Genomic DNA, 12,660 nt, shown 5'->3' with positions numbered 1-12,660 from the left:
TTCCCACACGGAGCCACTTAGCCTCTCCGTGATCACTGGACTCCCCCCATGCCCCGCATTAATCCAACTAGCTTTATTGGCATCTACGTCGAAACGTCCGACAATCCAGATCGAAGTGGCTTCTTGGCTTCCAGAGGGAAACCACATCTGCATTGTCGCAGTTAAATAAGAGTTACGCCCGACGCACGTTAATTTTCAAACAATGAGGCCACCTGTGAAATGGAATATCATCCAAAAAATGCAAACATACTTATCAGAAGCACAATTACAGTGATGCACTTGTAGTGTGCGACTATGAAAACAATAGCGGCACAAGCTTTAGAATAAACTTTCGAAAAATTACCAGAAAACTAGATCCATCCATCACTCAGCGCTCATTGAGAAGCTTCAAAAATCACTTACTTATTAGATTAGTTTGACCACCTATCAGGGAAACTTATGATAACCCCATCGCGATACCCAGGCATCTATATTGCGCCTCTTAGCAATGATCTTACTGCAGCGAACGCTTTCAAAGAAAAGGCAGAGGAGGCGCTGGACCATACCAACGCAGGTCCCTCTGGCGATAAACTTTTGCGAAAAATATCTACCCTTAGCAGTCAAAAAGAAAGAAAAATAACCCTAAAAGAGATTGAAATAAATAACCAATGCTATACGGAACCTGTTCTGAGCAGGAGACAACTGGAAAAGTACAAACCAAAAGATCTCACCGAGAATAAGTGCATTGCATCACACCTTTCACGAAAGGGAACCTTTACTAAGGGCGAAGGAAGCAATGCGATTATTAGCTGATCACCAAACAAAGCAAGTATCCGCTTAAACCAAAATAGCTCGCCGTTACACCTCGGAATGGACAATGTGGACAAGATAACGACATTGGCTCATGAGTTTGTCAATGCTCGACATATTTTGAGTGGCAGTTCCTTAGCCGATGACGGGGCCCGCTATAATCCCCGGACAGGTTCTGGCAAAGAGGAGCTGCACGCCGCTGGACTAGAGAATTATCGTTATTCAGTTACAAAAAAGCCTTCAGAGAACTCCATCCGTGCTGAACACGGGCTGCCTCTATCACCACAGTCTGTACCACTTCACGCCTCATCCTAGATCAATCAAAACAGATATCACGTACCCCATCGGAAAGTAGCGTGTAATCAGCACTTCCTCAGCAAAAAAGTATGAGCAGCCCAGCTTTGGAGCGATCGAAAAGTGCGCCAACGTTATTGACTTCTGCACAGCGCGAGATGCTTGCACACCCAGTAGGCCAATACCTGAGAGACGTTCAGAAGAGTGCGTTGAAAGGCCTCTGGGAAGGTATTCAAGCTGGATTGCTTCCTGGGTTGGATGACTCGTGGTTCTTTCGGACGTTCATGCCGAATGCACAGATTGAAGCAGCACAGATGGATAAAAATAAAGAGAGGTCGTTTGATGATATCTGGCCTAAAGTGACGGAGCTAAACCTGTATGATCTTCTGACATTAATGGCCTCAGTCCCGGGCGCGGCGAAACTGCTCTTTAAACCCAAAGCTACACACTCAGAGGGATTTGGTGTTCTAGAGCAAGTAGGTCCAGATGATGTAACGCATCCAGAGAAAGCAAAATTATTGATGTCCGCTTTATCCAAATCTGCGCTTGTCCAGTCGACGGCAGTCCCGGATTGACCCACGGCAAATGCCTACAGGAAACAGGCCTCCTTGTTTCGCAGCGACGATGGCCTGGCAGAGTGAAGACAATACTTGGTGGTCACTCTGTCATGCCTGTCAGCTGAGCCGGTGACGAAGCATATTCTTTTTCTAGCTGCCCTCTCGATGTGTAGGGTTTTGAATACTACACACGAACCTTTGCCGTCTTATCCTCCTTGCCGTGTGCTAGGGTTGTCTGAAAAGTCAGCCCGCAAGCATATTCCGATGCAGGTCAGTGTGACCATGACTTTAAAGCTGCTGGCCAGTTTGTCGTAAAGAGCCGGGGGCGTTCGTTGGTGACCAAATAGCAGTCTGTAGCTGTAACGATCTGCAATCGAAATGGCGCCGACCTGTAATCATCGCGTTTTTCGACCGACATTAATTGAGTCTATCTGGCTCCGCGAACCAGTGTTGACTGCAAACGAACCCGCATTCATCCGCTTCGACCTGCAATAGAGCGCGGCCGACCAAGATTAAATGCGACTGAAAAATCGATGATTTTGGAGTCCACCAGACGGTGGCTTTATCGAGCCGACCAAGCAGCACGAGGGTTTACGGACAACGCTTGAGGCGTACGTGCAGACCGAAACCAGCGACCAATACAAGCTTGCATTGGTGCTGAGAGTATAGGTTGATGCCTCGCAGTTTCATGGCTGCCCGGCCTGCGCCGGTCGCGCATCGAGTGGCAATGATCCCCTTTTTAGACCTGTAACGGCGACGTTTTTGTGCCGGATTCCAACCCAGCCCTCAATAACTGTTATTCGGAAAACGACGACGTTTTCACTGGATAAAAGTCACCTGTCTTCAAAATGGGTTCAAGGAACTTCTGGTATTCAGACCAAGAGCTATAAACTTCAATTTTTGCTTTAGGGTTTTCAATATCACCACTCACTCTGACGAGAAAAATACCACAACCTGCTTCGATGATTCGCTTCGCTTTTTCACCAGTAGATCCATAGGATAATAGGTAGCCAAGCGAAGTAATTCCTAGCAAAGAACCTTTCTTAGCAGCAGATGCTTTCAGCAGCGGCTCTGCTGGAAAGTCGGAAATCATCAGCATCAGAGCGCCTAGATGATGAACCTCGCCATCGAAACCATCAGCGAGCTCTTTGCCTACTCTTAAAGCGTCGGCAGCACAAGATTTAGGTATCTCGTTTTCATGGGCGAATGAGCCATAGGAAGTCAGCAGAACTGTACCAACGGTGGGAGGGTTTTTTGGATAGGGTATATAGGTTTGCATGCCGGCCTCTAAAAATTGATCCATAGCACAATGACGGCGCTCACAAGTTCTGCACAATAGCTCTGCTGCTCGAAACTCCGATCCCTTATTGTATCTTCCTATGACGTAGGCTTGAGTGGACTTTGAGGCGGATTTGGTTCCCCGCAAACGTGGACGACGCCAGAGCTTTACTCTGCGCAGATGGGCATTCCCGAACTGCTCTATTATCGCAGCCCCCTGCGAAAATTTGTATATGTCTTGGCTTTTGTCTTTGCCGGTATCTGAGTTCGGCATCCACTTAACAAAAGCCCCGAATGTAATTGTTACTGCTATCCCTACTTTCATGGCTGCTCTTTAGCTGAATGCGCTGTCCTGCAATGCTACCTGCAATGGCCTGCGACAAGCGTGGCTTCGGGCAGATCAACTGCAACTGGCCCGAGCCTCAGATCGGCAACCCCGCCGCCAGCATCCAGTCGCGCAGTTCTGTAGTGCGAGCCGGATCGAGTGCGTTACTAAACAGTGCCTTGATCTCGGTAGGCTTGGCGTCGAACTGCTCGACCAGATCCTTGATGCGATAGCCATGGCGTGTCAGGGTAGGCTCCAAATCATCCAGTTGCCGGGACAGCACGGACGCCACAAACTCAGCTGAGACAGGTTTGTCGCCGGTCAAGTACGGCCTCCTCTACCTGTGTGGGGGCGACGTCCGGAATAGGGGAAGCAGTTTCACCGAACAGCGCGCGCCGCATTTCTTCTTCAGTTAACTCACCGTTCATAAAGTATCTCAAGGAAAGACAGATTAGATCCTCTAGACTTTACTAGATTGCTACCCTCCGGTAGTAGCTACCACCGGAGGGTGTACAAAAAGCGGCGAAGGATCAGGTGGATCGAAATTGTGGTTCTGGACGGATGTGATGCCTACGACGCTACCCGCATCGGTGGCGTCCGGCTTAGTCGTGTAAGACAATGCCTGCAGGTGCGTGGCATAGGTACGCCCCCCGCATTGCTTGAGTCCATCACCTACTTCCATCGCTTTTGATGCCCAAGGCCATGGAAAAACACATGTGACGTCCACGCCTAATGGCCTTAGGCTATTTTGCCTGCGACGGTAGGCGAAGAAGCGGGCCTGACGTGAGGATGATTTGGCCCGAAGGTCAGGACTTTCGGAGCTTGGCGTTGGCCGTCGCCTCAGCCACTAATGGATCTTCGGGCCAGTAGTGTCTTGGGTATCTGCCTTTAAGATCCTTCTTCACTTCCACGTAGGTGCTGCGCCAGAAATTGGCTAGATCTTGGGTGACCTGTACAGGCCTCCGCGCCGGCGACAAAAGATGCAACGTCAGGAGCTGTTTACCTTGGGCAATCCGAGGTGTATCTGACAGACCAAAAAGCTCCTGCAGCCTCACAGCCAAGATCGGAGGATGCTGCGAATAGTCGATTCGGATATTCGACCCAGACGGCACCTGGATGGTCAGAGGTGCCTGAGTCTCCAACTCCTGTGGAAGCGGCCAAGACAGAAGATTTATGACAATCGATGACAGATCCAGGTGGCTGAAGTGGCTGAGCCTCGTGACTTTGCCCAAGTACGGTGCGAGCCACTTTTCCAGCGTTTCTAGAAGGCTGGTATCGCTGAGATCAGGCCACTTGCTTTCTGCTTGGCCATTTTGGATATCCAGCTGACGCAGCATATCAACCCGCGCTTGCCACTGGCGCAACTCAGGGTTCCAAGGCAGAAGTTCGATGCCTTTGCGCCTCACCAGATTGACCAAGGCTAGCGAACGAGCTTGCTCATCAAGGCTTGGCAAAGGTGTTGCGGACAGTACCAACTGCCCCACCTTTAGCTGCCGCTCAGCCTTGAGTACCCCCTCCCTCTCGTCCCAGTCAACCTCATCGACTGACCCTACAAGGTCAGCCAGCTCGCCATCGAACAAAGCAGGATCGAGATCGCTCGCAAGGTAGACCCGCTCCTCGCGCTGCCCTTGCCGGCTACCCAGATCGGCCACTACTAGCCACTCATGTTTAGTGAGAGCATCAGGCTCTGAGAACACAGCAGCCCGCCCGTTGGAGAGACGGTAGTCAGAGGCATTCGCACGCCTCTGGAGACCGATTCGATCAGGGTAAGCGAATGCCAGTAGGCACCCTACCCACCTTAGGTGATCGGGCTCACTAACAGGGCTGGCGGCCCTCCCACGCAGCAGGGATCGATACTGCCGAGCAGACTGTTTTACCCGCTGGAAGGAACCACCACCTCGACGTGAGTAATGCTCGCCTGACAAGGCACTCAGCCTAGTGTGAAGATCGGCGCCTGCACCGCGCAGGATATCTTTCTCACCCAGCAACGCGGCAATGTTGCACGCAAGGTCATCCAGCCCCATCGCATTGCCTTTGATGAGAAGGTGAGCGATCCGTGGATGCGCTGGAAGCTCGCTCATGGCGGATCCGTGCGATGTGAGCTGGCCAGCAGCATCGAGTGCGCCTAGGCGCTTCAGCAGGTCTCTGGCCTGGGCGAAGGGAGCTGACGGAGGTTGGTCGAGCCAAGTCATTTCCTCTGGCTTCATTCCCCATCGGGCCAACTGAAGTGCCAAGGCTGAGAGATCCGCCTGCAGGATTTCAGGGGTGCTGTAGCCGGCTATTTGCTCGTGTTGCGTTTCCGACCATAGGCGATAGCACACACCTGGCTCCAAGCGCCCTGCTCGCCCCATACGCTGAGTAGCGCTGGCCTTCGAGATGCGCTGAGTGTCGAGGCGAGTCATACCACTGCGAGGATCGAATTTTGGTACTCGCTCAAGGCCGCTGTCCACGACCACCCTTACGCCTTCGATGGTCAAACTGGTCTCAGCAATGTTTGTGGCCAGAACGATCTTCCGCGAGCCAGTTGGTGCCGGATTTATCGCGGCGCGCTGGGCATTGAGATCAAGGTCTCCATACAGCGGGCATACGGTCACGTCTGAACGGTTGCTGAGTTGCTCTTCGAGAAAATCGGCTACTCGACGAATCTCTGCCTGCCCAGGAAGGAAAACCAGGATGCTTCCCTGCTGCTCATTGATGGCGGCTAAGCAGGTGTCCGTAACTCGCGCATCGATACGCTCACCCGGTTGATACGGGCTGCCCCAGATCGTGGAGACCGGATACATCCGGCCTTCACTGGTGATCACAGGAGCATTGTTCAAAACCTTAGAAAGACGAGCTCCCTCCAGCGTTGCGGACATCAGGAGCAGTTTCAGTGGTGGGTCATCACGTAGCAGGTCACGGCCACTCAGGCAAAGAGCCAGTGCAAGGTCAGAGTGCAGGTTGCGCAGGTGATACTCGTCGAAGATGACCACGCCAACACCATCCAGCGCAGGATCATCTTGGAGCCGGCGAGCCAGGATACCTTCCGTGACCACTTCAATCTTAGTGCGCGGCCCTACCTTGCTTTCAAGGCGAATGCGGTAGCCGACAATTTCCCCAACCTTCTCTCCCAATTCACTCGCCAAGCGTTCAGCAGCGGCCCGAGCGGCCAGTCGCCGAGGTTCGAGCATCAAGATCTTCTGGTCGCCAAGCCAAGATTCGTTCAGCAGCGCCAGAGGTACTCGAGTGGTCTTGCCCGCACCTGGAGGCGCTTCAAGGATCACTTCATTGCGGTTGACCAGCGCCTCTCGCAGGTCTGGCAAAACGAGGTCGATAGGCAGAGAAATCATCGGAGCTCCCAAATCAAGAGAGTAGTATACCCGGTGGATCTGAATTAGCAGTTCGGTCTTGAGGTAAATAAAACGGGAAAATCATGAACCAATATCAGGCGACGCCTGACATATAGCTTCGGCACGAGAAAGCGGAACATGGGGCTATTGGCACATCCTTGCCTCTGCAAAGAAGAGGCGCACACCACTTCATCAATGAGGCTACTTTCGTATTTGAGTGACATTCAGCTTAGCAATATTATTAAGGCTCTTCAGTTGTTCTTCGAGGTAACGCACGCGTTCCACTAGCTGAATGTTCTGCGTCATGACTTGATAAAGCTGGCCTTTCACAACTTCGAGCTCGGCATGAGCCTTCGTTGCCTTATCATTAGCTCGTTTTATTTGTAACGCTTTAGAAGAGCTGACTGTACCGAAACTGTTGCGATACGCTTCAACCTCTGCAATTAACTGCTTATGATTATTGCGGTCTTTTTTCAGATAGCCACGATCAAAGCCCGCCTCGAAACTCACAATACCTGCAGTAATTCTTGTAGGATCCAATCCCATATGGGCTGCAACTCGAGGTTGACCGAGCTTTAGTCTCTCGAAAGCCTCCCTGCAAGCATTTAATCCAGTACCGGCCATACGCTATACCTCAACAACCGCAATGAATTTCTGGTGGAATTTTTTTAAGCTTGTCAACTCGGCCTCAACAACCTGGTACTCGCCTGAACCAGGCTCATATAGCAACAGATCCGCCTCGCTGTCACCGATGGCCTCTTCCAGCTTATCTCGTTCAATGATGCCATCTGCACAAGACAAGCATGATGTAATATCCCCCAAAAGATAGGAGTCGCACTTTCCAGGGTATGTACAGGCACCCAGCAAGGTAACTTTAAAAGAGATCCTGCCATCTAATGCTTGGTTTTCCGTCTTCTTCCTCAGAGTAGCAATATGAATACCACTCTCATGCATCTTTTTGCGCTGAGTGGAAATGTAGCTTCCAGTTCCCCCAAAAAGTTGCGCACCGTCTCCAAACGCGTGAGAAAGAAGATCATATGCGATATTTAAAGGCATGCCAATTTGATATTCGAAAAGCACATGATGCTTAGGCAGTACAAAGTCACCTACCTCCTCATCGTAGTACCCAAAAATAGTTTTGAGCCTTGAGAAGTTATTCGCATAATAGCGCGTCATTTGAACAGAAAGATGCTTGAACTGCTTTCGAAGAGTGGGGAGAGAGATAAATCCACTATTACTTCCATAAAAAGCCAGCGACCGGCGAAACTGATGACTTGTAAATGACCATGGCGAACCAATACTGAAACCTGCCGCGCTTAAGAAATCTCGGAGAGGGTCGGTAGCCTGCAACTCCTGAAAGTCAGACTCTGTGATTACTAGCTGATTCAAAAGAAACTTCGGCTTCGACACGTCGTTCCATGTCGGCACGCCTACTTTCGTTTCACGCCTATTAATAATCGCTGGATTGAGGAAAAGAGGCATATCCTCTGGGCGAACTCCGAATAAATTGGAGATCGCTCGACAAATGGAGCGAGCAATTTCAACTGCACGTACAACCTCATCCGTAGCCAACCAAGACGAGGACTTACGATATCCAGTGAATTTAGTCGTACTCGAAAGCACCTTCACGATTTTCGGTTTATCTCGACTCACTCCATCCTCATCAAGAGTCGCAGCAACAACCTCCTCGACGTCGATACAGTTGTAGGGCAGAAGCATTACTTCCTGGTCACGCATACCTGTGTAGATATGAATGACCGTCTTAAGAATCCATTGCACTTTTAGAATAGCCGAAGACAATACACCTCGACCAGCGCAATTCAAATCTCCGGTGAAAATCTTATCAAGCTTATGTAGTCGCAAAGCCTGATCAAATTCCGGCTCGACTACATCCGGCCCTCCGAACATAGTTTCCTGATGGGCTTCTGTATATCCGTAATATGGACTTATGAAGCAATCTAGGAAATGCTCAATAGCTTTCCTCTTTGGATAAATGAAATCCATCCAATCGCCAACAGAATTAATTACCCCGAGATATATCTTTGTCGGAATTACTGGATGCTGATGCTGAACTTCTGCGACAGCGCAAAAGTCAATATTAAAGACGCCATGCAGCTTATAGCCTAGACGCTCTTCGCCAATGGCGACCATATGCGAAATAAGGGACTTAGTGAGCCTTCGCTGAGTACTCCCTATATTCTCCCTAGCCATCCATTTACTATAGGCATTAAGATAGGCCGGATTAGAAAATAACTGCTGGAGACTTATGACACCTACCAGCGGATTGGCTTCTTGATCCCAGCAATAGCGCGCAGCTGTTCGTAAAGTCAAAAAATATTGGCCTAGCATCCCCGCGCTCATCCTTCCTAGATGTCCGGTCTGAACATAGAAAAACAAGCAAAACAAGAGATACCTCACTTCCTTTACAAGACAACTCTGGCCAGAGTCATACTTTTTGAAAATGCTATTAAACCCGATCATGGCGATGCGATTTGCCTTGAGCCTTATGGGATTAAGATCCCACTTCGCTCCGCCGTAACATGCTGTAACTTCACCATCGACATTGCGACAAATGACGAAATCAGCCGAAGGCCTCCAAGTTGGATCAACAGGAATTGAACCCGCTGCGTCGAATGGCTGAGTTTCATTAACGACACCTTCATAGAAGTCAACCATCAGATATAAATCCCCATCTTTTCATAACGCTGCAGCCGCCTTTCCCAAAAAGGCGTGAGGATTCCCAACCTGAAAACTTTTTTCCGCATAGTACCAACTAGACTTGCTATTTCAGGAGAGCGTTTGCAAACAGCTTCTAAAATAAAATCAATGCGAATAACTACATCCTTGAAGAACTCTTCAGAAAACTCAAAGTCGGGAGCATTGGCCCTCACGCCCTCAATTACGTACTGAAAGCTCAGAAGCTTATGAATATCCAACTCATCGGAATGAACAACATAGTGAACACAAAATAAACAACCATATTGGGTTTTGCAATCTGGTTCAATCGCAACTACCGAAACATCTTTCTCGGGACTATCAATTGAATCACAGTGTCCTACCGCAATAGAAACACCTGGAGCGTGCTCTGAATCTTTAATCCGCGCAGCGGCCTTCTTAATGGCGGCCCAGTATTTGCCGAACTCCGCCCTTGAATTAGCGCTCGTAGTTCCCGCATAAGACTGAACATTAGTTCGCGAACTATGATTCATAACCGCACCCACCAAAAGCGGCGAATGCTTCAACTGATGAAGCGTAAGACTTTTAAACTTACGAACCAACACCGGCGGGATATTTTTTGTGCCTTCTGGCACAAACACCCCTTCAATACGCTTAAAAAACGTGGACGAAAAGTTTTCCTCTAACGGCCTAGGTTCTTTTGGAATATACTGCCATCCGAGCAACTGAAAAAAAAGTAACTCACTCTTACGACCGTTTAAAAACCACTCCCGAAACCTGAGATACTCGCGCAAGATTTGAATACCAGGCCCACGCCCGACCGTATAGGTGACATTCAAGCCTTTCGCTCTTAGCTTCACTGCCGACAGTTCGTTTTTCAACGGAGACTTCACAAGCTCGACTGCATCATCATGCAGAAACTGAATAAACTCACTTGAGTTAGCACCAACCACGCAGTTCAGCAAACAGGCGTAGGCTTTCATGGCCATGGTTGCGATTCGCAACCGGAAGGGATGATATAAATCAGCATTAACCTCGACCATCAGGTTTTGAGCACGTTCCACAGCCTTTTTAAGTTCACCCAAGGAAAGATTAGGAAACGTACTCTTCAATTCTTCAGTGGAAAAAATACGCCCATCTTCGTAGTTATACGCCTGATACTCATGCTTTCCCTTAGTGTGAGGTGTAATAGGCTTTCCATTGCCAGGAAAAAGATGAGCATGATATTCATTAGTTTGAAATTTAAATGGGAAGGGGGCTCCGTCAACCAAAAACCTTGAGAACTGAAAGGCAATATTCAAGGTGATATCTATGTACTTTTTTACATCCCCATCTTCAGGCGGCGTCAGCCCATCGCGCCTCGTCTTAATAGGAGGAACACTAGAAATAATATTTTTACTGGCTTCTGGAAACTGAAGTTGGAGGATACGCCTTAAAATTCCTTGGCGAAGCTGTGCCGTAAGTGGCGCCATACCGTTGGGTTTAAGAATTTCCTGAAACAGGAAATTCGAATATTCTACGTAAGCTGCTCGAGCGGCAGCAGGATTACAGAACACCGCAGAATGGCCATTTTCATCACACCAGTTAACAGCACGATCAAGATACTTGAAATCTGTCTCAATCGACTTGTGGGATGAGTTCGAAACATAATGTTTTTCCAAAAAAGCCAAAAGCATCTTACGTCGACTCGGAACCACTGATTTCACATCAACCAAATACTTTCTAGGCTTATCCGTCTTTGCGCGGACAGAATACACATAAATCCCAACATCGAGCGGACTTACTCTATGATCGAGATTGAGGGCCATCAGTTCCGGGTGAAGAATCTCTCGTTGATCGGCAATTTCAGGAAGTCGAACAACATGAAGTTTACGTACCTGTGAAGCATCAAGCATTATCATCAACCAAAATCAAATCGCTATAGGACGACATTTTGAATAGTACACCCTCATAATCTTCCTGGGCGCGAATCTTATCAGGCGTCATTTTGAAGAGCTTTAAGTAGTTTTCAGTGGTCTCGCGGCGCTCATGATGCATGCGTGACTGAATGATGGAGATATCCTCTCCAGACAGCAGATGCCCACCCTTCAAGAGAGGAATCAAGTGCTGATAAAGTTGATAAGCAAACGTTGCGCGAAGCCAGTGGTAAGTAAAACCTCGGGGAAAACTGGACGACACAGAGCGTTTTATTTTCTTCTTAAGAGTATCGGCTACGGCACCTAGCGGCCTAGTCTTAATGAATGGAAAACGCGGGTCATTTGAAGCCATATAATAACAGTTAGCCTGCTCCGACAAAAACACGTACATGTCTTCGTCTGGAATACTTTTAAGATGAGGATAATCTGTTGCATAGTTCAACTGAAAGCGTTTCCTGCGGTTTTTTGCATAGGCGCTTCTAACATATGTTAGCAAGTCTTCGGCTAGTTGCTCCGGGACATGTAGGGTCTGAGGCTTGTTGCCTTTGGTATCAATCCCTGTCCTAGGCCCAGCCTTCAACAGGTACGTACCCTTAGGGGTACGCAAGCCCTGCATCAACGCCTCAACGTGTTTTACTCGAAGCGTTAGAACAGTTTGTTTTCGTGACCCGGTCAGCAAGGGCAACAGGATAATGAGACGCTCTTGCGCATCCCACCCCCCCGAATCGAAAAGGGATAGCAAATCTGAAAGTTCCGGATTCGTCAATGGCCTTAGGCATTCACCTTCGTCGTCCACCAACCCAATCGGCACCACCTTACCTTTGTTAGTCTTCTGCGTTTGACTTCTTTTCTCTACGGTGATTTGCCGGGTGAACCCATGTTTATTTTCTATAGCTACCTTTATCTCGCGAACCGAATCAACCCTGGCAATATCAATAGGGTGCCAATGCATTGAAACAAATTTATAAAACTGATAAACAACACTAGTATACTGATTGGCCACAGCAGGCCCACGCTCTAGGAGCTGGAATAAATACAGATGATACTTATACGTCGGTCTATGAACTATTCGTCGCCCGGAGAAGTCCATCCAATGGATATTATTATTCTCAGTAAATATTAAATAGTCGAGTAACCGACTAGCCTTTCGTCTTGCTTCGTCTGCTGGACGACTGCTTACATGTTTGTTTTTTACAAGACTGAGAAGAAAAGAATTTGCTTCTTTCCAAGGTTCTCCATTGCGATGAAATAAAAAAGGCATGTTGAAGATGGCTCTATCTGCAGTATCGCCAATTGCCTCGTTTACCTGAAAGCCGTTTATTTGCCTGTCAACACCAAAAATGGTTACAGGGATTGAACCCTCAGGTGTATCGCCAAAGCAAAGATCAGCAAAAGCATCGATTACTTGGGGGATGAGAACTAAACGCCCTTCATGATCTGTGTTTTCGTAAGCAGCCACTGAATACCCAATTCGCTAGAACGTCAATGATAAACGT

7 protein-coding genes and 2 pseudogenes are annotated in these 12,660 nt (G+C 48.7%); 2 read left to right on the top strand and 7 right to left on the bottom strand.

Going from position 1 to position 12,660, the window contains the following annotated elements:
• The first annotated feature begins 438 nt into the window (after positions 1-438).
• Both xopG and POR16_RS03475 read left to right on the top strand, forming a co-directional pair.
• Positions 439-1,104: pseudogene (gene xopG, locus POR16_RS26965) on the top strand (XopG/HopH/AvrPtoH family type III secretion system effector).
• A gap of 146 nt (positions 1,105-1,250) precedes the next feature.
• Positions 1,251-1,658: pseudogene (locus tag POR16_RS03475) on the top strand (type III secretion system effector XopQ); the annotation flags it as partial.
• Positions 1,659-2,436: 778 nt separating this feature from the next.
• Here the strand turns inward: POR16_RS03475 and POR16_RS26480 are convergent.
• From POR16_RS26480 to POR16_RS03435, 7 genes are all read right to left on the bottom strand, one after another.
• Positions 2,437-3,243, bottom strand: coding sequence for a hypothetical protein (locus POR16_RS26480; protein WP_226992658.1), 807 nt, complete (start codon positions 3,241-3,243; stop codon positions 2,437-2,439).
• A gap of 97 nt (positions 3,244-3,340) precedes the next feature.
• Positions 3,341-3,568 carry a hypothetical protein gene (locus tag POR16_RS03460; RefSeq protein ID WP_005888829.1) on the bottom strand — a complete coding sequence of 76 codons (228 nt, stop codon included), beginning with the start codon at positions 3,566-3,568 and terminating at the stop codon, positions 3,341-3,343.
• A 481-nt stretch (positions 3,569-4,049) separates the two neighbouring features.
• Positions 4,050-6,572, bottom strand: a complete 2,523-nt coding sequence (hrpB, locus tag POR16_RS03455; protein WP_122381215.1) for an ATP-dependent helicase HrpB — start codon at positions 6,570-6,572, stop codon at positions 4,050-4,052.
• Positions 6,573-6,773: 201 nt separating this feature from the next.
• Positions 6,774-7,196 (bottom strand): hypothetical protein, encoded by a 423-nt coding sequence (locus POR16_RS03450; protein WP_005888823.1) that lies wholly within the window; start codon positions 7,194-7,196, stop codon positions 6,774-6,776.
• A 3-nt stretch (positions 7,197-7,199) separates the two neighbouring features.
• Positions 7,200-9,248 (bottom strand): site-specific integrase, encoded by a 2,049-nt coding sequence (locus POR16_RS03445; RefSeq protein ID WP_005888821.1) that lies wholly within the window; start codon positions 9,246-9,248, stop codon positions 7,200-7,202.
• Positions 9,248-11,143 carry a hypothetical protein gene (locus POR16_RS03440; protein ID WP_024689911.1) on the bottom strand — a complete coding sequence of 632 codons (1,896 nt, stop codon included), beginning with the start codon at positions 11,141-11,143 and terminating at the stop codon, positions 9,248-9,250. Before POR16_RS03440 ends, POR16_RS03445 begins: the two co-directional genes overlap by 1 nt.
• On the bottom strand, positions 11,136-12,623 hold the full coding sequence (locus tag POR16_RS03435) for a site-specific integrase (protein ID WP_042932056.1): 1,488 nt from the start codon (positions 12,621-12,623) through the stop codon (positions 11,136-11,138). Before POR16_RS03435 ends, POR16_RS03440 begins: the two co-directional genes overlap by 8 nt.
• Positions 12,624-12,660 lie beyond the last annotated feature (37 nt).

Source organism: Pseudomonas coronafaciens pv. oryzae str. 1_6 (assembly GCF_000156995.2).
GTDB lineage: Bacteria > Pseudomonadota > Gammaproteobacteria > Pseudomonadales > Pseudomonadaceae > Aquipseudomonas > Aquipseudomonas tremae.
Note: the sequence above shows the minus strand (reverse complement) of the source record. Positions and strands in the feature narration are given on the sequence as shown.

Bases quoted from the DNA above. Each gene is read 5' to 3' on its own strand.
- POR16_RS03440 (WP_024689911.1), bottom strand. From the start codon at position 11,143: ATGCTTGATGCTTCACAGGTACGTAAACTTCATGTTGTTCGACTTCCT.
- POR16_RS03445 (WP_005888821.1), bottom strand. From the start codon at position 9,248: ATGGTTGACTTCTATGAAGGTGTCGTTAATGAAACTCAGCCATTCGAC.
- POR16_RS03450 (WP_005888823.1), bottom strand. From the start codon at position 7,196: ATGGCCGGTACTGGATTAAATGCTTGCAGGGAGGCTTTCGAGAGACTA.
- POR16_RS26480 (WP_226992658.1), bottom strand. From the start codon at position 3,243: ATGAAAGTAGGGATAGCAGTAACAATTACATTCGGGGCTTTTGTTAAG.
- hrpB (WP_122381215.1), bottom strand. From the start codon at position 6,572: ATGATTTCTCTGCCTATCGACCTCGTTTTGCCAGACCTGCGAGAGGCG.